Genomic DNA, 18463 nt, shown 5'->3' on the forward strand with positions numbered 1-18463 from the left:
ACCAGATCGGTTGGACGCGATCGATGGCACCGCGGCGTCGTGGTGGTCTGCCGCGGTGCCATCTCATCTCGCGGACCGCTTCGGAGTGACTTACTCTTGATCTATCGAAAATGACTGCACGACTGCACTTCTGACGTGTTCGAGCTGACGCTCAGTTATTGCAGTCGACAGGGATAGGAGCCCGTTCGAGCCGGCGAGAACGCCGCGTTCGTAGAGTGACCACCACAGTGCCGCCGTGTCGTCGTGGAGGATCCTGATCAGTGAGCCTTGCCCTCTGACGCGCACACCTGCTTCGAGCAGCTCGGTGCGCAGCTTGTCGCCGCGTGCATTGAGTTCGGAGACGGCTGCTTCGTCGTAGAGGTCGAGAGTGGCCAAACCTGCCGCCACGGTGACGGGGTTGGCGGTGAACGTACCGCCCCACAGAACCGATTTCGTTCGTCGGGGATCGAAGCATTCGAGGACACCCCGGCGTCCGCCGATTGCTCCGACCGGGAACCCTCCACCGATGAGCTTGCCCAGAGACATCAGGTCCGGCTCGATCGGATATGTCGCATGCAGCCCTCTGTAGCCGAGCCTGAAGCTGATCACTTCGTCGACGGCTACCAAAGAGCCCGCGTTCCGCGCAGCAGTCTGGAGATCGCGAACGTAGTCGGGGTCGGCCGGGGTCAGTCCCGCTCGGTTCGGCATGAGGTCGATGAGAACTACTGCGATGTCGTCGCCGTGGCGTTCGAAAGCCCCACGGAGAGCATTGATATCGCCTTGGGGAAGCTCGATCACCGAATTCGATACCGACTGTGGAATTCCAGCTGTCGTGGTACTGGCGAATTCGTCACCGGTTCCGTGGTAGCTGCCCGTGAACCGGACGATCTTCTGCCGTCCGGTGTATGCGCGGGCGGCGCGGGCGAGCATGAGATTTGCTTCGGTTCCTGAGTTGCAGAACCGCCACTTCTCGAATCCCGTGCGCTCGAACAAGGTTTCAGCGAAGATCACTTCGCCTTCGGTGGGTAAACCGAAGGCGGATCCGTTTCGGATCGCGTCGATGGCAGCGGTCTCGACTTCTGGGCGGCTGTGTCCGTGGATCAGTGAGGTGTAGTTGTTGTTGCAGTCGATGAGTTCGTTGCCGAGGTTGTCTGTCAGTACGGCTCCCGTCCCGGAGACGGCATAGGGAGGATGCGGGGGCACGAACACGGTGGACCGGGTGACGCCGCCCGGCAGGACGTGGTGGGCGCGGCGTGCCAACGTCGACTCGATGCCGGGCAGTCCGTCTGGGAGCACGTGTGTCATCGCACGGCCTCCGGTGTCGATTGAGGGCTGGCTGCGATGGCGTCGATCTCGACGACTGCGCCGTCGGCGGCGAGTCCGCTGACTTCGACGAGGGTGCTGGCGGGCTTGATGTTCGGCCATCGGGTGCGGCGGAGAGCACTGATGGCGGCGCGATCGTCGATGTCTGTGACGTAGACGGTGAGCTTGACGAGTCGGTCGACACTGGTCCCGGCCGCGGCGAGGATCGATTCCAGCGAGTCGAGTATCCGGGTCGTTTGCATCTCTGCATCATTCGGCCCGACGATCAGGCCGTCCGAGTCGAGTGCGAGCAGTCCCGAGATGTAGATCGGCGGCCCGGCGCCCTCGACGGATACCGCATGCGCGAAGTGGCCACGCGGTGCTGGAATGTCGGGGGCATTGATCTCGCGTCGGTTCGTGTCGGTCATCGTGTGCTGACCTCCGTCGCGGATGCCGCGTGCGAGATGTCGACGATAGTGGAGGAGAACACGTCCAGCGCGTGGTCCACGTCGGTGTCGGTCCAGGCGATCGTGGGGCCGAAGGTGCGGCTGGTCAAACCGAGACCGCGGTTGGTGATACCGACGCACATCAGCCGCCATAGATCATCGTTCGCTGCGTCTGCGCTGGCGTAGTCGTGTACGTCGTCAGAGGTGAAATGTATTCCGGCGCAGGGTCCGTCACCCGTGATCTGCACCGGGATCGGCAGTGATTCGGTGCACGCTCGTAGACCGGATCGCAGTCGCTCACCCATGGACGCGACCCGCCGATACTCGTCGGCGGTGGATAGTTCCAGAGCGGCGACCGCGGCGGCGAGGGTGACCGGGTTCTGTGCGTGTGTGTTCGATGCGCTGATGGGTTGTTCGAGGATTGCACCTCGCCCGACCACGGCGGCGGTGGGCAGGCCCCCGCCGAGCATCTTGCCCATCACGACGAGGTCGGCGGGATCGAAGCCGTAGTACTCGCTTGCGCCGCCCTGTGCGAACCGGCAGCCCGTGATGACTTCGTCCAAGATCAGCAGGACGTCGAATTCGGTTGTCAGGGTGCGTAGATCCTTCAGGTAGTGACCTCGTTGATGTATGGCTCCCGGAATGGTCATCATCGGTTCGACGATCAAGGCGGCCACGGTGTCGTGGTGTGCCTCGAGCGCAGCGCGCGCGGCGGTGAGGTCGTTGAACGGGACTGTGACGATGTTGTTCTGAGCGGCGGGGGCGGTGCCTGTTTTCGATGATTGCTCGCCGAGGAGTGCGTCGTGTTGGCCGTGGTATCCGCCGGCCATTCTGATCACGGTCTGTTTGCCGGTGTAGGACCGGGCGAGTCGCAGTGCGTAGGTGTTGGCTTCGGATCCAGACGGCGCGAACACCATTTTTTCTGCGCCCGGCACTCTGGCACACAGGAGTCTGGCGAATTCGTCTCGTTTCGGAGACGGGTGCATCGAGCCACCCGGTGCGCCCAGGGTGGTCATGGCGTCGTGGACCGCGGAGGTGATCGCCGGGTGCGCCCGGCCCAGGAACGCTGCGTTCCACCCGGCATTGCAGTCGAGAAAGGTATTGCCGTCGATGTCGGTGAAATGTGCGCCAGTGCCGTGCTCGATGTAGATGGGGTGGGGCATAGCCGAATTGAAACGGCTGCGTTGCGTCGTTGGGATAAATTGTGCAGCAGCATCATTGGCTGCACGCGAACGTGGTGTGCGTTCGTTGTAGACCGAGAGCCACTCGGCCTTCAACTCATGCGTTTCGGTGTACTCAGACATTGAATTCCTCTTGTAGTGGCCGTCCGATATCCGAACCGGACAATGATCGGATATCGGACGGGTCTGAACGCGTTGGTCAGGACGCGGGGGAGCCGTTCAGTTCGTCCGGCACCGAGTCGACCGACGGGTTGAGATCGATTCCGCGTGTTTCTCGCGTGAGCATTGCAGTGATCGCGACGATGGCCAGTGCGATACAGACGTAAATCGTGACCGGGACGGTGGAATCGGAAAGGGAGAGCAATCCGATCGCGATCGTCGGTGCCAGGCTGCCACCGACGATGCCCGCAAGTTGGTATCCCAGTGATGCGCCGCTGTAGCGGTGTTTGGCGTCGAAGAGTTCACAGATCCATGCAGCCTGCACGCCGTACATGGCCGAGTGCCACACGAGTCCGGCAAGAACAGCGAAGATGATGACGACAGTCGAGCCGGTGTCGACGAGGGGAAACAGGAACGGCATCCATACGATGGCACCGATCGCGCCGATGATGGTGAGTCGGCGCCGACCGAATCGGTCGCTGATCGCTGCAAACAGGGGATAGGTGAACAGCTGCATCGTGGCACCGATCATCGCTGCCAGCAGGCCCACAGTGCGGGGCAGGCCGAGCTCGTCGGCGATATAGGTGAGAAGGAAGGTGATCAGGACGTAGTACATGATGTCGGCGCCGGCGCGAATTCCCATGACGCGCAACAGATCCAAGGGCTGTTCGCGGATTACGTCGCGAACGGGGTTGCTGCTGGCCTTGCCGTGTTCTTCGAGTTTGTGGAACGCGGGTGTCTCGCTCATCTTCAGCCGGACGTAGAGCCCGACCAATACCACCACTGCCGAGAACAAGAAGGGAATGCGCCATCCCCAGCTGAGGAAGGCGTCCTGGGTGAGCAGGGAGGAGAGTACGAACAACATGCCGGTGCTCAGGAGGTTGCCGATGGATGCGCCGACCTGGACGAAGCTGGTGAGGAATCCGCGTCGGTGCGCGGGTGCGCGTTCTGCGATCATCAGTGCGCCGCCGCCCCATTCGCCGCCGAGAGCCAGTCCCTGAACGATTCGAATCAGTACAAGCATGAGAGGTGCTGCAACGCCGATTGTCGCGTACGTGGGCAGCAAACCGATCAGGACGGTGGAGGTGCCCATCGCGACGATGGTGACAAGCATGACTTTCTTGCGTCCGATGCGGTCACCGAAATGCCCGGCCACAGCGGCGCCGATGGGCCGGACGATGAAGCCGACCGAGAAAGTGAGAAAGGCGAGGAGCGTTCCGGTGAGGGGATCGAACGATGGGAAGAAGATCTTGTTGAAGACCAGGGCGGAGGCTGCGCCGTAGAGGAAGTAGTCGTACCACTCCAGCGAGCTACCGATCAGACTTCCGGTTACTGCGCGACGCATCTGCACGGCAGGAGCCGTGTCGTGGTGAGGTGTGGACATCGCATGTCTCTTTTCGGGTGTGTGGGCATCGCCTTAGCGGGGTGCGGGAGCGACGAGCGAGGTGTAACCGTTCTCGTGGTCGGCGGTGACGTGATCGGGGTGCCTGTCGTGCGGGTCGCCGTATCCGCCGCCGCCGGGGGTCTGCATGCAGATGACGTCGCCCTTGCGAATGGAGACGGCTTCGCCCTTGCTGATCATCGGGAGTGTCGAGGTCTGTCCGTCGAGTCGGAACCAGGGTGCTGACGTCGAGCCGTTGCTGCCGCCGGCGCGACCGACAGGGGCGGTCTTGGCTTGGTCGCCGAGCAGGCTCATGCGCCCCGTCTCACCCGTGTATTCGAATTCGAAGTGAACGCCCAGTCCTCCGCGGAATTGCCCGGTTCCGAAGGAGTCGTCACGCAGCGAGTATTGGTTGAACTGCACGGGGTAGCGCTGTTCGAGTATTTCGATCGATTGGACGAGGCCGATGCTCATGAGCGAGCAGCCGTTGGACAGCCCGTCGCCAGCGGGGTGTGCGCCGTAGCCACCTCCGAGAAAGACGTACATCACGAACGGTTCGCCGTCTTGGTCGACACCGCCGATGGACAGGTTGTTGGATGTCGCGGAGGAGCCGGCTTGGCTTCGACGGGGCACAGCTTCGGCGAGTGCGCCCATGACCGCGGTGATGATTCGCTGGCTGGTCTCTGCCGCGCATCCGGCGACGGGCCGCGGCGGTTTGGCGTTGAGGAACACCGTCTCCGGGATGATGAATTCGAGGGGTTCGAAGATGCCGGAGTTGATCGGGATGTCGGGGAAGATGTGTTTGATCGCGACGACGGAGCTCGAGACCGTTGCGGCATGCACGGAGTTCATTGGACCTTCGCACGGCGCCGACGATCTGCTGAAGTCGACGGTCATCTTGTCGCCGACGACGGTGATCTCGACGGCGACTTCGAGTTCGCGGTCGGTGATACCGTCGTTGTCCATGACTTCGGTGAAACGATAGGACCCGTCGGCGATGTCGCGGATCTGCGCACGCATCTGATCGGCCGATCGTCGACGCAGGGTGTCGATGACATCTCGCACCACGTCGGTTCCGTATTCGTCGAGCAGCTCGGTGAGCCGATCTTCGCCCGCACGCAGGGCACTCGCTTGAGCGTCGACATCGCCCATCACGTCGTCCGGGAGGCGTGAATTGGTCTGCAGAATCGCGAGAATGTCGGTGTTGAGGGTGTCATCGGTGAACAATCGCACGGGCGGGATCCGAAGTCCCTCTTGATAGCAATCGCTTGCCTGCGCTCCGAACCCGCCTGGGACTCGGCCTCCGAGGTCGGTCCAGTGCCCGGTGTTGGCGAGCATCGCGAAGAGTTCTCCGCGGTAGAAGAACGGCCGGACCATCTTGGTGTCCATGATGTGGGTGCCGCCCGCGAAGGGATCGTTGACCAGGTAAGTGTCGCCCTGGGCGATGTCGCTGACGGAGGCGAGCACGCTTGCGACGGTGAACTGCATGGTGCCGACGAAGATCGGTAGTCCGCGTTCGCCCTGAACGATCACCGAACCGTCTGTGGCCGAATAGATTCCGTCTGCGCGGTCCCATGCGTCGGAGATGACGGGAGAAAATGCCATGCGTTCGAAGACGGTGTCCATCTCGTCTGCGATCTGTTCGAGACGTCCGCGGACAACGGCGAGAGTCAGGGGGTCGACGGTGGTCATCGGTTCACCTCCACGATGAGGGAATGGTTATCGGCGACGGTCGCCGATGATTTCGGCGGTAGCACTATGGTGGTGTCTGTCTGTTCGATCACGAGTGGGCCCTCCAGTTGCTGGCCTGGTACCAGGGTGTCGCGGGTGACGATTTCAACCGATGTCGTCAGGTCGTCGAAGACGATCTCTCGGAACGCCGATCTTGCGGTGGTGGACTGCGCAGGGGAGATCGCGGTCGACAGGGGTCGGGCGCCTGTCACGGTGGTACGTAGGTTGATGAGTTTGATGTTGCGTGCGGGTGGGCGCCCCGTGAACGACGTCGCGTAGTGGCTGTAGAACGCTTCAGTCAAAGCATCGGTGGTCCAGGCCTTTTCGTCGCCGTTGAGGGGGACGCGAATGGAGTATCGCTGCTTCATGAAGCTCATCTCCGCGATGTGCTCGACGGAAATGCTGGAACCACTGAATCCATCGGCCTCGAGCAAGGCGACGCCGGCGCTTCGGTGACTGCTCAAAGCGCTTTCGACTGCGTTCTGGATGTCGGGTTCGTCGACGGCGACGTTCACCGGGAAGACGTAGTCGTATTTGGCGTCGGCGATGAGGCAGCCGTAGGCACTCAATGCGCCGGGATGCGGAGGGATGAGGACGGTGCGTGCACCCACGGTGGCAGCGAGTTCGACGATGTGCATCGGTCCGGCGCCCCCGAACCCGACCAGTGTGAAAGCACGTGGATCGTGTCCGCGGTCGATACTGACGGTGCGGATTGCCGCGGCCATGGTTTCGTTGGCGATGCGGATGATCGCGAGTGCCGCGTCGGTGACGCTCAGGCCGAGTGGTTCGGCGATCGTTGTGCGGATCGCGGTCTTGGCTGCCTCGACGTCGAGGACGAATCCGGACTCGGTTCCCAACTGTTGCTCGGCGGCGATTCGTCCCAGCACGATGTTCGCATCGGTGACGGTGGGGAGGGTTCCTCCGCGGCCGTAACACGCCGGTCCCGGATCCGAACCGGCGCTTTCCGGTCCGACCTGCAAGATGCCGGTTCGATCGAGAGATGCGATCGAACCGCCTCCGGCAGCAACTGTGGTGATGTCGATCATGGGGACCTTGATGGGCACGCCGTAGTCGATGTTCTTCTCGTCCGTCAGTGCCGGTTGGCCCCCGGGGATCAGTGCGACGTCGAAGCTGGTGCCGCCCATATCGCACGAGATGACGTCGGGTAGTCCTGCGGCCGCGCCGAACGCTGCGGCGCCGACCGTGCCAGCTGCTGGACCGGAAAGCAGTGTGCGAACTGCCTTTTCGCCTGCGCGACGGGCAGGAATCAGGCCGCCGTTGGACTGCATGACCTGCACCTCGTGCGTGAACCCGTCGGACTCGAGAGATTCTTGAACGCTTTCGAGGTAGTTGCTCATGGTTGCGCGGACGAACGCATTCGCGGCGGTGGTGCTCGCACGTTCGAACTCGCCCACCTCCGGGCACAATTCGTGAGAGGTGCTGACGGGAACCCCATCGAGGAGCTCGCTCAGCGTCTTCGCGAGCTGCTGTTCGTGGACGGGATTTCGATAGCTGTTGAGCAGACAGATCGCGACGCTTTCGATACGTGATTCGGCGAGAGTTGTTGCAAGGGCACGAATGTCATCATCGGCTAACGGCGTCACAACGCGTCCGTGCGCGTCGATGCGTTCGTTGATTTCGAACGAGCGGCTGCGCGGCACGATCGGGGTGTATCCAGCGGTCAATCCGTAGGTGGTCGGCCGATCACGACGCCGGAGTTCGAGCATGTCACGGAACCCGCGTGTGGTGACGAGGGCGCATCGATCGCCCTTGCGCTCGAGTACGGCATTCGTCGCGACCGTCGTGCCGTGCACTACCGCTGACAGGTTCTCGAACGGGGTTTCGAGTTGCCTGAGACCTGCCAGCAGTCCTTCGGCCTGCCGCCCTGGTGTCGAAAAGACCTTCGCTATACGAAGATTCCCGGTCGACCGGTCGCAGAGCAGCACATCGGTGAATGTGCCGCCCACGTCGATTCCTGCAATGTAGTCCATCGGTTTCCTTCACCTCGTGTGAGTTTTGTGGATGACTGTCAGTGGCGCGCGGCCATCAGAGCCGTCATGTCGTCTGCGCCCGTGAGGAGCGGCGAGACCCATTTGTCGACATCGAAACGTGTGCTCGGTCCTGCAACGCTGAGCGCTGCCACGAGCGAGCCGTGTTTGTCGTAGACCCCGGCGGCGACACCGGTGACACCTTCTGCGTACTCGCCGACGGTCATTGCGTAACGGCGAGTACGTACTTCGGACAGTTCTTCCCGCAGATGTGTCCTGCTGCGTGCACGTCCACCCGGTGCCGCTGTGAGGGTTTCGTCCGGGAGTAGACTCTCGAACTCCTCGTCTGACAGTGTGGCCAAGAATATCTTGCCAGATGCGCAGTCTGTCAATGGCATTCGCGTTCCGACGCCGATATCGGCTCGCAAGACGTGCTGCGTCTCGAACCGCTGCACCATCACTGCCTCGCGATTGCGGAACACTGCGACGGAGACCGCCTCGCCCGACACGTCCGCGAGATTGCGTGCGGGAACGAGCAATTCGCCACCGAAACGTGCCGCGTCGGGTACGGCAGAGCCGACCTCGAATGCGGTGAGGCCCAAAAAGTACAAGCTCGCGTCGTTCTGGATCGCGAACTCCTGTTGGACGAGTGTAGCGAGCAGCATGTGCGTGCCGCTCTTCGGCAGGCCCAGCTCTTTTGCGACATCGCTGACACCCAGCCCGTTCGGGTGAGCGGCCAGGACGCGAAGCAATCGGAGCGCGTTCGAGACTGTACTCGACGTTCTCGGTGCGTTTGACATATGCGAACGCCTTTCGTAAGATGCGAACACAACGGTAGTGGCGCAGTTCACTGGCTGTCAATGGCTTGGGTGCATTTTGTGAATGCCCGAGAATGCGTGTCGTCTGACCTGCGCCGCGAACCCGTTGACACCTCCGACTCAGCGGGGGTGAATCAAACGTAAGAGAACACGGGCACCCTCCTCGGCCCACCGGAAACTCGTCAACAACGTGGGTATCAACGGCCCGGTCGTCGACCCGTGGGAGTAGTCGGACGACGCGTAGAGACCAGTGATGGCTACAAATCTCAAACGGGGTGTTCCACTGAACTCGCGCTGCACCAAAGAGATGCGCAGGAGAGGCTACGGCCGCGTGGTCAACATCGTCTAGTTCGCCGGCAGAGAAGGTAACGCAGCCATCTGCGCGTATTCTGCGGCGAAAGCCTAGTCATCGGCGATACAAAATCCGTTGCACGCGAACTGGCCACCTCAGGGGCGCTCGTCAACGCGCTCGCGTTGACCGAAACCGACCTCTTCGAGCAGACGACTCTCGAACGTATTGTGACCGTTCGCGCCAAGATTCCGGTGGATCGAACTCTGCACCTCGATGAGATCGCGAACCTTGTCACATGGTTCGTCGCGCCTCAATGCACATTCACCACGAGATTCGGCTTCGGCGTCACTGGCGGACGAGCAACCTACTGACCATGCACGACTGACTCGGGTCGGCCGATTACTTCGGAGCTCTACCTGAATCTGCTGTTGCACAGCGCAATCGAGAGTATTCACGGCATCACTCAAAGCCCTAACGGAGCCACTATCGTGGACACCTTGCACACCGGAGCGCAACAGTTGGGTGTGTTTCCGCACTGGGGAATTCGGACCTATGCGACCGAAGTCCAAACGGCACGTATAGCCGACGATGTGCTCGACGGATCCAGTGGCTAGTGCGTGTGCGAATCAGAGTCGCCGGGGGCGACCAGCAGCGACCATGGAAAAGGCGATCGACAATCTCGACGCCGTGTTGTCAGCCGTGCTCGAATCGATCTGCGCTCAACAGCTCGTGGGTTACCAAAATCTAAGTCTTCCAATTCCACCCCGGCCACCACCCGATCCGTCGGAAGTGCAGCGTAGGTGGCCCCGTGCGTCGAGGCCGGGTGCCTCACATACGGGCGATTGCGCTGGCGTCAAGCGGTAGACCCACTCGATGAAGATTGAACGGTGGGCCGGCGTGACGGATCCTCGGAGAAGTCCACCCACGCCGGGCCGTCGTTCGTCCGGGGAATGATGATGGGACAGGCGTGCTTCCCGTGACGGCCACCCTGTTACGACAGGGATTCGAATACCGCGGCGAGGCCCTGTCCGCCGCCGATGCACATGGTTTCGAGGCCGTAGCGGGTGTCGCGGCGGCGCATTTCGCGGAGGAGTGTGGCGAGGATGCGTGCGCCGGTGGCGCCGACGGGGTGTCCGAGGGAGATGCCGGAGCCGTGGGGGTTCAGGCGTGGGTCGTCGGGTTCGATGTTCCAGGTGCGCAGGACGGCGAGGGTTTGAGCGGCGAAGGCTTCGTTGAGTTCGATGACGCCCATGTCGTCCAAGGTGAGTCCGGCTCTGCCGAGGGCCTTCTCGGTGGCGGGGACCGGTCCGATACCCATGGTGGCCGGCGGCACTCCGGCGACTGCCCAGGACACGAGCTTGGCTATCGGTCGCAGACCGAGCTGGGCTGCCTTCTCGGGGGTGGTGACGATGGCGAGGGCGGCGCCGTCGTTCTGGCCGCTGGCGTTGCCTGCGGTGACGGTGGAGTCGGGGTCGATCTTCGAACGGATCGGCCGTAACTTCGCGAGGGATTCGATGGTGGTGTCGGCGCGGGGGTGTTCGTCGGTGTCGACGACGACGGAATTTCCCTTGCGTTGCGGGACGGAGACTCCGACGATCTCCTCGGCGAAGACACCGTTGTTCTGCGCGGCGACGGCTTTGTGGTGGGAGGCGGCGGCGAGGGCGTCCTGGTCTTCGCGGCTGATGGAGAATTCCGCGCGCAGGTTTTCGGCGGTTTCGATCATGCCGCCGGGGACGGGGTAGTTCTTGCCGCCTGCGGTGACGCGGGCGCGGGCGAGGCGGTCCGACAGTGCGACGGTGTCGGCTTTGACGCCCCAGCGCATTCCGGTGGTGTAGAACTCGGCCTGGCTCATGCTTTCCGCGCCGCCGGCGAGGACGAGGTCACTGGCGCCGGTCTGGACGTGCATGCAGGCCTGTAGGACAGCTTGGAGGCCGGATCCGCAGCGGCGGTCGATCTGTTGGCCGGGGACGTCGATGCCGAGGCCTGCGTCGAGGGCGGCGACGCGGCCGAGTGCGGGTGCTTCCCCGTTCGGTGATGCTTGGCCGAGGATGACGTCGTCGATGTCGGATCCGGATATGCCGGTGCGCGAGGCGAGTTCGGTGATCACGGCAGCGGCAAGAGTTTCGGGTGCGATGCCGGAGAACACGCCGCCGAAGCGCCCGACGGGGGTGCGGAGGGGTTCGCAGATGACGGCGTCAGGCATGTCGATGTCCTTGTGTGTCGGTGGAGTTCGTGTCCAGGCGGCGTAGGTCGGTGTCGATTGCTCGAGCGGCGGCCAGGAGGGCGGGGAGGAGGTGTTCGCGGGCGGCGTCAGCGGAGTGCCGGGCAGCGGGGGTGGAGACGTTGGCTGCGGCGATGACGGTGCCGGTGGTGTCGTGGATCGGTGCGGCGATCGAGCGCAGGCCTGCTTCGAGTTCTTGGTCGATCAGGCAATAGCCCTGGGTGCGAACGGATTCGAGTTCGGCGCGGAGGGATGCGATGTCGGTGATGGTCTTACCGGTCAGCGGCGTCGGGTCCAGTCGTGACAGGTAGGCGTCGAGTTCGTCGGATGACAGTCCTGCCAACAGGACTCGGCCCATCGAGGTGGCGTAGGCGGGGAAGCGGGTGCCGATGGTGATCGCGACGGTCATGATGCGGGAGACCTGGACGCGGGCGACGTAGACGACGTCGTCGCCGTCGAGGATGGACACCGACGACGATTCGTGCACCCGCTGGGAGAGTGTTTCGAGGTGGGGCCCGGCGACGTCGGGCAGTGTCAGCGACGACAGGTAGCTGTAGCCGAGTTCCAGTACCCGGGGAGTGAGCCAGAACAGCGAGCCGTCGGTGCGAACGTACCCGAGTTCGACGAGGGTCAGCAGGAATCGTCGAGCGGTGGCGCGCGTGAGTTCGGTCGTCTTGGCGACCTCGGTCAGCGTGCGTCGCGGATTCGCTCCGTCGAACGCTTTGATGACGGCCAGTCCACGCCCGAGGGACTGCACGTAATCCGACGACGGCGCGGCCAGTCTGTCGTCCGTCATGATTTTTCTGCCGCCGACACGTGAACCACGATCAAACCTGAAACAGTGTCTGCCTGTTCGACATTCGCGAGGTGAGCGGCAGGGGAGAGGACGTGGAAGCTCGAGTGGGGAACTCCGTCGGCGATGACACGCAGGTCGTCGGGTGTCGTCGCGGGGTCTTCCTGTCCGGCTATCACGAGGGTCGGCGCGGCGATGCCGGCGAGTTCGGCGCGGTTGTCCCACTCTGCCAGTGCTTCGCAGCAGGCCGCGTACCCCTCGTCGGGAGTCGACACGATCATGTCTCGGTAGCCCGTCCGGTCTGCGTCGAATTCCGCTGTGAACCAACGGGACAGCACGGCGTCGGCAATCGACTCGGTGCCCGATGCGCGCACGGTGGCGGCACGGTCCGTCCAGCCCTGCGGTTCACCGAACCGGGCCGACGTGCACAGAAGGGTCAGTGACGCAACGCGTTGCGGATGGTGCACCGCGATCCACTGTGCCACAGCGCCTCCGAGTGACAGGCCGACGACGTGGAACTCGCGGCGTCCGAGCCGGTCGGCCACCGCGAGAACGTCGCCGGCGAGGTCGGCGACCGTGTACGGGCCTTCGGGAGTCGGCGACGCCCCATGGCCCCGCAGATCCACGGCTACGACGTCGGCTATGTCGGACAGCGTCCGCACCTGCGGGTCCCACATGGAACGGGTCGACCCGAGGGAGCCGATGAAGATCGCGGTACGCGAACTCGAGCTGTCGGATGCGTGCGCGAGATCGTAGGACAGTTCGACGGTCATGTGACGATCGTAGCCCTGTGTTCGCATAATGGCGACATGTTCACAGAACGCACATCGCAATGTATGGTCGACCGCATGATGGACAAAGTCGTAGCGAGCGCCGCCGACGCGGTGGCCGATCTGCCGGATGGAGCGTCGATCGCCGTGGGTGGTTTCGGGCTCGTCGGGGTTCCCGAGGTGTTGATCGGTGCCGTCCTCGATCAAGGGGCATCGGATCTGGAGATCGTGAGCAACAACTGCGGCACAGATGGTTTCGGGCTCGGTGTGCTGCTGGAGAAGCGTCGTATCCGTCGCACGATTTCCTCCTACGTCGGGTCGAACAAGGAGTTCGCGCGCCAGTATCTCGCCGGTGAACTCGAGGTCGAGCTGACGCCGCAGGGCACACTCGCCGAGCGACTACGGGCGGGCGGGGCAGGGATCCCGGCGTTCTTCACCCCCGCGGGCGTCGGAACACAGGTCGCCGACGGCGGGCTCCCGCTGCGTTACGACGGCAGCGGCGGCATCGCGGTGGCAAGCCCTCCGAAAGAGACCCGCGAATTCGACGGCGTCACCTACGTGATGGAACGCGGCATCGTCGCCGACTACGCCCTCGTCCACGCCTGGAAAGGAGACCGACACGGCAACCTCGTGTTCCATGCCAGCGCCCGCAACTTCAACCCGCCCGCAGCTGCGTCGGGACGCATCACGATCGCGCAGGTCGAAGAACTCGTCGAGCCCGGTGAGATCGGCCCCGACGACATTCACACGCCGGGAATCCACGTGCAGCGTGTGGTGCACGTCGGCAAGGTCACCGTAGGAATCGAGCAGCGGACGGTACGAGCATGAGCGAGACGATCACGAAACTCACCCGCGAGCAGATGGCTGCACGCGTCGCGCAGGAATTGCATGACGGCGAATACGTGAACCTCGGCATCGGGATGCCGACGCTCGTGCCGAACTATCTACCGGCCGGCATCACCGTCGTATTGCATTCGGAGAACGGCGTTCTCGGCGTGGGACCGTACCCGACCGAGGGCGAACTCGACCCCGAGGTCATCAACGCGGGCAAGGAGACGATCACCGTTCTATCGGGTGCGTCGTACTTCGATTCGGCGGCCTCGTTCGGCATGATCCGCGGCGGCCAGGTCGACGTCGCCGTCCTGGGTGCCATGCAGGTCAGCCAGACCGGGGATCTGGCGAACTGGATGATCCCCGGCCACATGGTCAGGGGTATGGGCGGGGCGATGGATCTTGTTCACGGTGCCCGCCGCGTCATCGTCATGATGGAACACGTCTCGAGAAAGGGTGAGCCGAAGATCCTCGAAAAGTGCTCACTTCCGTTGACGGGCAAGGGATGTGTGCAGCGGATCATCACCGACATGGCCGTCCTGGACGTCACCGACAACGGACTCCGGCTCGTCGAAACCGCCCCCGGAATCACCGAAGACCAGGTTCGAGCCGCCACCGGCGCTTCTTTGGCTGTGTGATCCTGTCCGCATGGCGTGATCCCGCAAGAGTTCGGCGTATTTGTCCAAGCTCTGACAACGCCACGTGCGCAATACTGCATGGAGTGTGCTTCGTCACTGACGCAGCGGAATTCGCTCGAATTCACATGCTGCGGACGAAAGCCGCACCGTCGACCATCTACTCGGGAGTAACCGCGCTATGAAGATCCAAGCAGCCGTCGCCACGGCACCCAAGACGCCGTTCGAGTTTCGCGAGGTGGACCTCGACGACTTGGCTCCGGACGAAGTGCGCGTGCGGTTGGTCGCGACCGGCGTGTGTCACACCGACGCCATTGTCCGTGACCAGGTGTATCCGACGCCCCTACCTGCTGTACTGGGTCACGAGGGCGCTGGAGTGATCGAGGCGGTGGGAGCGTTGGTCACGTCCGTCGAGGTAGGCGACTCGGTAGTGCTATCCGCGAACTCCTGCGGTGAATGCGAACAGTGCTTCACCGGACGGCCCGCGTACTGCAGCAACTTTTTCGGTCGAAATTTCGCCGGCACGAGGCCGGACGGGTCTACCTCACTTGCGTCGGATGGGACCAACGTGTCCTCGCACTTCTTCGGCCAGTCTTCGTTCGCAACATACGCGAACGTGGCTGCGCGCAGCGTCGTGAAGGTCGACAAGGAGTTGTCCCTCGAGCTGTTGGGGCCGTTGGGTTGTGGCCTACAGACCGGTGCCGGTGCGGTCATCAATTCCCTGGATGTACGGGCCGGAGCCAGCATCGCCGTGTTCGGCACGGGCGCCGTCGGATGCGCAGCGCTGATGGCCGCCGCGGCAGTCGGCGCCACGACGATCGTCGCCATCGACCTCGTCGACTCCCGGCTCGCGACGGCCACCGAGCTGGGCGCCACCCATGTGATCAACAGTCGCACAGCAGATGTCGCAGAAGAGATCGAGCGCATCACCGGTGGACGGGGTCTCGACTACACCCTGGATACGACGGGCGTTCCCTCTGTGCTTCGTACCGCCGCCGACGTGTTGGGCACCGGTGGCACGGTGGCCCTCATAGGCGCCCCAGCCCCGGGTACGGAGGTGTCGTTCGAAGTCGGTGGTTCGCTTTTGAAGGGGTGGCGCTTCCGCACCATCATCGAGGGCGACTCCGTACCTCAGGTTTTCATCCCGCAGCTCATCGAGTTGTGGAAGCAAGGAAAGTTCCCTATCGAAAAGCTGACGAAGTCGTTTGCTTTCTCCGAAATCAACGAAGCTTTCGACGCGTCTTCGAGTGGAGAGGTCATCAAGCCGATCCTGGTGTTCTAGGCCTGCGCCCCGAAGACGCCGGCCCCATCCCACCATCCCTAACAAACTTCGCTGCCACTCCCTCTGCATCGGGTTCGTCACCAAAGGCATCCGCAACGGCTCCGGCAGCACTGCGATCGTCAGTTCTTTTCGACACTCGAGAGGCGCAGATCGCCAGAGGTCGACCCACGTCGAGCGACACGTGCGGCCCCTTGTTCACATTCGTGAACAAGGGGCCGCTTGTGCTGCGCAAGAACATTCCGAACAACCGCAGCATCCACATTTGTGATCGGCTCGCAACCTGTCAGTTATCGGAGACCGATTCGGGCGGACCGAGTGCGTCGTCGAACACCTTCTGCACGATTCGCATGGCGGCCAAAGCTGCTGGAGCGCCGCAGTAGCCGGCGGTGTGGATGACCGTTTCCGAGATTTCGTGACGAGAGAGTCCATTGCGCAGCGCACCGCGGACATGGCCGGCGAGCTCATCGTGGGCGCGTAGGGCGATCAGGATTCCGAGATTGAGCAGGCTTCTACTGCGATAATCGAGTCCGGATCGGGTCCATACTCCTCCCCACACAGTGTCCGTGACGAATGTTTGCAACGCAGCGGAATCCGTCCCCGCTGCGTTAGCGAACGCTCTTTGTACGTACTCTTCGCCCATCACATGCCGTCGGACCTCGAGCCCGTCCGCGAAGCGGGAACGTGTGCCCTGTTCCTCGGTAGTCATTGCTGGTCCCGTCCGATCGTGGGAGTCGAGTTGTCAGAGAGCGATGATTGCCGGGACGGTGAGCACCGCAACGTAGTAGCCCATGAACAGCACACCGGCGTGAATTTTGAAGGCACGTGAGAGCAGCCCGCCAACCAGTCCCACAGTCAGTGTCACTGCGAGACCCAGAACTCCACCCTCCCAGACGCTGATCACGACGACGAGCCCTGCGAAGGTCGCAATGATGGCTTCGTGGCTCACGAACCGAACGACCAGAGACGCTGCGCGGTGCGCGAAATTCATGGCGAACGGGTAAGCGATAACTCCAGCGATGGCGACCGCAGCGAGCCCGTAGAGCAGGAACTCCCAGTTGGTCAACGCAGTGGAAACGTTGTCGACGTTGCCGTTGCCGTCGTCGGTGGTAAAGATTGGCGGAGCGTTGAACAGGGGAGCAGCGGGCCCGGCAGCCACGGGGCTCAGGGGTAGTCCGAAGGCGATCAGTGGGATCAGAGCTTCGGCGATGTACGTAGATTCGGTCGTGCCGTTGCGGGAGGAAATCACCGAGGTGAGGCGGTGATAACCGTGTCTCACACGGGATCCAACAAGTTCACCCATCAGCACGGTCATGGCGACGGGGCTGAAGACGAACGTGGCGCTCGATGCTGTGGCGGTTGCTGCGACGTATCCGGCTTGCCTGCGGTCGAGCATCCGGAACGGGTTGGGGAAATAGCCGTTCCAGCCCTTGACATCGGGAGCGAGCCAGACGGTTGCGGGGGTCCTTCTGCCCATCTCTTTTCGTCCCGGAGCGCCGAGGACGAGGAAGAGGTCAGCGATCAGCGGGCCGATTGCAATGCCGAGGAAGTAACTGATGTTCAGTGAGATGTCGTAGTTCGTCGTCAGTGCTTTGAGTCCGAGAATCAGTACGACGAATGGAAGTAGCGCGACGACGCCGGCCCAGCGCCCGGGAGAGGAGTAGGCGATGCCGATCGCTGCGACGAGGAACAACCAAGGTGCGACCGATTGCACGGTATCGGCGAACGGCGCCAACAGCGTTGCGAACAGGACTGCCACGGGGACCGCGATGAACGCGGCGATCAGTCCACCGGAAATGGCCTTGCGAAGGGCGATGTGTGGAACTCCGAGTGCGCGAAGCAGGCGTGCTTCACGCATGAGCGGTACAGCCATCGTGTCGCCGGGAATCCCGAGCAGTGTCGTGGGGACGGCATGCGTCATGTGCTTGGCCACGGCGCCGGCGAGGAAGAAGGTGAACACCGCCGCCGGGGGTGCACCGAGAAGGATGACCAGCAAGGTCAGCGGTGCGATGGTTGCCGTCTCGTCGGTTCCCGACACCAGACCGATGAGGGAGAAAACTACCGCGCCGATGATGCCGAGAACAATGGCGATCAGGACGTCGTTGGTGAAGATCGAACTCATCGGAGGCCTGCTTCCCTGGCGGCAGCGGCGGGGCCGCCTTCAGCTGCGACGAATCGATCGTAGAGGTCGAGTTCCTCGAGCTCTCTGACGGTCGTGGCGGGGAGGTCCGTGACCGTTCCTAATCCCTGCCGTTCTTCCTTCAGTATTCGAATGACGTCACCGACTGCGTCTCCTTCGGAGGCGTCGGTCGCGATGATCCGTTTGGGTCGGAACAGCCTTCCGCAGATGACGCCGGAGATGATGCAGAACGCGATGCCGACCAGTAGAGCGTAGGCCTCGGCGAGAGATCGGTTGTCGACGTAGGGGGTGAACAGTGCGGTGGCAACGAGTAGCGCTGCGACACTGAGGACACCGCCCACGAGTACCGAAATTGCCAGATGACGGCCCACGACCGTGTCGCCCCACACTTCCAAGTACTCAGGGGGGGCGCCTTCCTCATCGCCGTCAGATGGTGATTCGTCGGTCCATGCGGCCGATTTCGGTAGGTCGTGCCGGTTGGTTGGCATAGCTGTACTCCAGGGTCATCGATGTGGGA

At 62.9% G+C, this 18463-nt stretch carries 17 protein-coding genes; 4 read left to right on the plus strand and 13 right to left on the minus strand.

Annotation, left to right across the window (positions count from 1 at the left end; genetic code table 11):
- Positions 1-90: 90 nt before the first annotated feature.
- From ACFULT_RS08175 to ACFULT_RS08205, 7 genes are all read right to left on the minus strand, one after another.
- Positions 91-1284 carry an aspartate aminotransferase family protein gene (locus tag ACFULT_RS08175; protein ID WP_378481167.1) on the minus strand — a complete coding sequence of 398 codons (1194 nt, stop codon included), beginning with the start codon at positions 1282-1284 and terminating at the stop codon, positions 91-93.
- Entirely contained in the window at positions 1281-1709 is a 429-nt protein-coding gene (locus ACFULT_RS08180) for a RidA family protein (protein WP_378481168.1), read from the minus strand. The genes ACFULT_RS08175 and ACFULT_RS08180 overlap by 4 nt, the downstream gene beginning before the upstream one ends.
- A complete protein-coding gene (locus ACFULT_RS08185; protein ID WP_378481169.1) occupies positions 1706-2890 on the minus strand; it encodes an aspartate aminotransferase family protein in 1185 nt (394 codons plus the stop codon). Before ACFULT_RS08185 ends, ACFULT_RS08180 begins: the two co-directional genes overlap by 4 nt.
- Positions 2891-3107: 217 nt before the next feature.
- Entirely contained in the window at positions 3108-4451 is a 1344-nt protein-coding gene (locus tag ACFULT_RS08190; protein ID WP_378481170.1) for an MFS transporter, read from the minus strand.
- Between the two features lie 33 nt (positions 4452-4484).
- Positions 4485-6140 carry a hydantoinase B/oxoprolinase family protein gene (locus tag ACFULT_RS08195; protein WP_378481171.1) on the minus strand — a complete coding sequence of 552 codons (1656 nt, stop codon included), beginning with the start codon at positions 6138-6140 and terminating at the stop codon, positions 4485-4487.
- On the minus strand, positions 6137-8170 hold the full coding sequence (locus tag ACFULT_RS08200) for a hydantoinase/oxoprolinase family protein (RefSeq protein ID WP_378481172.1): 2034 nt from the start codon (positions 8168-8170) through the stop codon (positions 6137-6139). Before ACFULT_RS08200 ends, ACFULT_RS08195 begins: the two co-directional genes overlap by 4 nt.
- A gap of 38 nt (positions 8171-8208) precedes the next feature.
- On the minus strand, positions 8209-8967 hold the full coding sequence (locus ACFULT_RS08205; RefSeq protein ID WP_378481173.1) for an IclR family transcriptional regulator: 759 nt from the start codon (positions 8965-8967) through the stop codon (positions 8209-8211).
- Between the two features lie 798 nt (positions 8968-9765).
- On the opposite strand from ACFULT_RS08205, the gene ACFULT_RS08210 reads away from it, so the two are divergent.
- Entirely contained in the window at positions 9766-9891 is a 126-nt protein-coding gene (locus ACFULT_RS08210; RefSeq protein WP_378481174.1) for a hypothetical protein, read from the plus strand.
- Between the two features lie 377 nt (positions 9892-10268).
- On the opposite strand, the gene ACFULT_RS08215 is transcribed toward ACFULT_RS08210, so the two are convergent.
- From ACFULT_RS08215 to pcaD, 3 genes are read right to left on the minus strand one after another with little or no spacing between them, the layout of a single operon-like run.
- Positions 10269-11480, minus strand: a complete 1212-nt coding sequence (locus ACFULT_RS08215; protein ID WP_378481175.1) for an acetyl-CoA C-acetyltransferase — start codon at positions 11478-11480, stop codon at positions 10269-10271.
- Positions 11473-12294: an IclR family transcriptional regulator C-terminal domain-containing protein gene (locus ACFULT_RS08220; RefSeq protein ID WP_378481176.1), complete on the minus strand. Its 822-nt coding sequence runs from the start codon at positions 12292-12294 to the stop codon at positions 11473-11475. Before ACFULT_RS08220 ends, ACFULT_RS08215 begins: the two co-directional genes overlap by 8 nt.
- Positions 12291-13064, minus strand: coding sequence for a 3-oxoadipate enol-lactonase (gene pcaD / locus ACFULT_RS08225; RefSeq protein ID WP_378481177.1), 774 nt, complete (start codon positions 13062-13064; stop codon positions 12291-12293). The genes ACFULT_RS08220 and pcaD overlap by 4 nt, the downstream gene beginning before the upstream one ends.
- A gap of 78 nt (positions 13065-13142) precedes the next feature.
- Here pcaD and ACFULT_RS08230 point away from each other — a divergent pair, with 78 nt between their 5' ends.
- The 3 genes from ACFULT_RS08230 to ACFULT_RS08240 all read left to right on the plus strand — a co-directional run bounded on the left by ACFULT_RS08230 (position 13143) and on the right by ACFULT_RS08240 (position 15809).
- Positions 13143-13889 carry a CoA transferase subunit A gene (locus ACFULT_RS08230; protein ID WP_378481359.1) on the plus strand — a complete coding sequence of 249 codons (747 nt, stop codon included), beginning with the start codon at positions 13143-13145 and terminating at the stop codon, positions 13887-13889.
- Positions 13886-14530: a CoA transferase subunit B gene (locus ACFULT_RS08235; RefSeq protein ID WP_378481178.1), complete on the plus strand. Its 645-nt coding sequence runs from the start codon at positions 13886-13888 to the stop codon at positions 14528-14530. Before ACFULT_RS08230 ends, ACFULT_RS08235 begins: the two co-directional genes overlap by 4 nt.
- A gap of 178 nt (positions 14531-14708) precedes the next feature.
- Positions 14709-15809: an NAD(P)-dependent alcohol dehydrogenase gene (locus ACFULT_RS08240; RefSeq protein WP_378481179.1), complete on the plus strand. Its 1101-nt coding sequence runs from the start codon at positions 14709-14711 to the stop codon at positions 15807-15809.
- 283 nt (positions 15810-16092) lie between these two features.
- Here ACFULT_RS08240 and ACFULT_RS08245 read toward each other — a convergent pair whose 3' ends face one another.
- Genes ACFULT_RS08245 through ACFULT_RS08255 form a run of 3 tightly spaced genes read right to left on the minus strand, consistent with a single transcriptional unit; the run spans position 16093 to position 18434 of the window.
- Entirely contained in the window at positions 16093-16515 is a 423-nt protein-coding gene (locus tag ACFULT_RS08245; RefSeq protein WP_378481180.1) for a carboxymuconolactone decarboxylase family protein, read from the minus strand.
- A 33-nt stretch (positions 16516-16548) separates the two neighbouring features.
- The gene (locus tag ACFULT_RS08250; protein ID WP_378481181.1) at positions 16549-17928 is read right to left on the minus strand and encodes a tripartite tricarboxylate transporter permease; all 1380 of its coding nucleotides are present in this window, start codon (positions 17926-17928) and stop codon (positions 16549-16551) included.
- The gene (locus ACFULT_RS08255) at positions 17925-18434 is read right to left on the minus strand and encodes a hypothetical protein (RefSeq protein ID WP_378481182.1); all 510 of its coding nucleotides are present in this window, start codon (positions 18432-18434) and stop codon (positions 17925-17927) included. Before ACFULT_RS08255 ends, ACFULT_RS08250 begins: the two co-directional genes overlap by 4 nt.
- Positions 18435-18463 lie beyond the last annotated feature (29 nt).

This window comes from Rhodococcus sp. NPDC057297 (assembly GCF_042667435.1).
Classification (GTDB): domain Bacteria; phylum Actinomycetota; class Actinomycetes; order Mycobacteriales; family Mycobacteriaceae; genus Rhodococcoides.

What these genes read in the sequence shown, in the direction of transcription:
- ACFULT_RS08185 (WP_378481169.1), bottom strand. Translation starts at nt 2,890, where the DNA reads ATGCCCCACCCCATCTACATCGAGCACGGCACTGGCGCACATTTCACC.
- ACFULT_RS08200 (WP_378481172.1), bottom strand. Translation starts at nt 8,170, where the DNA reads ATGGACTACATTGCAGGAATCGACGTGGGCGGCACATTCACCGATGTG.
- ACFULT_RS08235 (WP_378481178.1), top strand. Translation starts at nt 13,886, where the DNA reads ATGAGCGAGACGATCACGAAACTCACCCGCGAGCAGATGGCTGCACGC.
- ACFULT_RS08220 (WP_378481176.1), bottom strand. Translation starts at nt 12,294, where the DNA reads ATGACGGACGACAGACTGGCCGCGCCGTCGTCGGATTACGTGCAGTCC.
- ACFULT_RS08245 (WP_378481180.1), bottom strand. Translation starts at nt 16,515, where the DNA reads ATGACTACCGAGGAACAGGGCACACGTTCCCGCTTCGCGGACGGGCTC.
- ACFULT_RS08195 (WP_378481171.1), bottom strand. Translation starts at nt 6,140, where the DNA reads ATGACCACCGTCGACCCCCTGACTCTCGCCGTTGTCCGCGGACGTCTC.
- ACFULT_RS08255 (WP_378481182.1), bottom strand. Translation starts at nt 18,434, where the DNA reads ATGCCAACCAACCGGCACGACCTACCGAAATCGGCCGCATGGACCGAC.
- ACFULT_RS08215 (WP_378481175.1), bottom strand. Translation starts at nt 11,480, where the DNA reads ATGCCTGACGCCGTCATCTGCGAACCCCTCCGCACCCCCGTCGGGCGC.
- ACFULT_RS08175 (WP_378481167.1), bottom strand. Translation starts at nt 1,284, where the DNA reads ATGACACACGTGCTCCCAGACGGACTGCCCGGCATCGAGTCGACGTTG.
- ACFULT_RS08240 (WP_378481179.1), top strand. Translation starts at nt 14,709, where the DNA reads ATGAAGATCCAAGCAGCCGTCGCCACGGCACCCAAGACGCCGTTCGAG.
- pcaD (WP_378481177.1), bottom strand. Translation starts at nt 13,064, where the DNA reads ATGACCGTCGAACTGTCCTACGATCTCGCGCACGCATCCGACAGCTCG.
- ACFULT_RS08230 (WP_378481359.1), top strand. Translation starts at nt 13,143, where the DNA reads ATGGACAAAGTCGTAGCGAGCGCCGCCGACGCGGTGGCCGATCTGCCG.
- ACFULT_RS08250 (WP_378481181.1), bottom strand. Translation starts at nt 17,928, where the DNA reads ATGAGTTCGATCTTCACCAACGACGTCCTGATCGCCATTGTTCTCGGC.
- ACFULT_RS08205 (WP_378481173.1), bottom strand. Translation starts at nt 8,967, where the DNA reads ATGTCAAACGCACCGAGAACGTCGAGTACAGTCTCGAACGCGCTCCGA.
- ACFULT_RS08190 (WP_378481170.1), bottom strand. Translation starts at nt 4,451, where the DNA reads ATGTCCACACCTCACCACGACACGGCTCCTGCCGTGCAGATGCGTCGC.
- ACFULT_RS08180 (WP_378481168.1), bottom strand. Translation starts at nt 1,709, where the DNA reads ATGACCGACACGAACCGACGCGAGATCAATGCCCCCGACATTCCAGCA.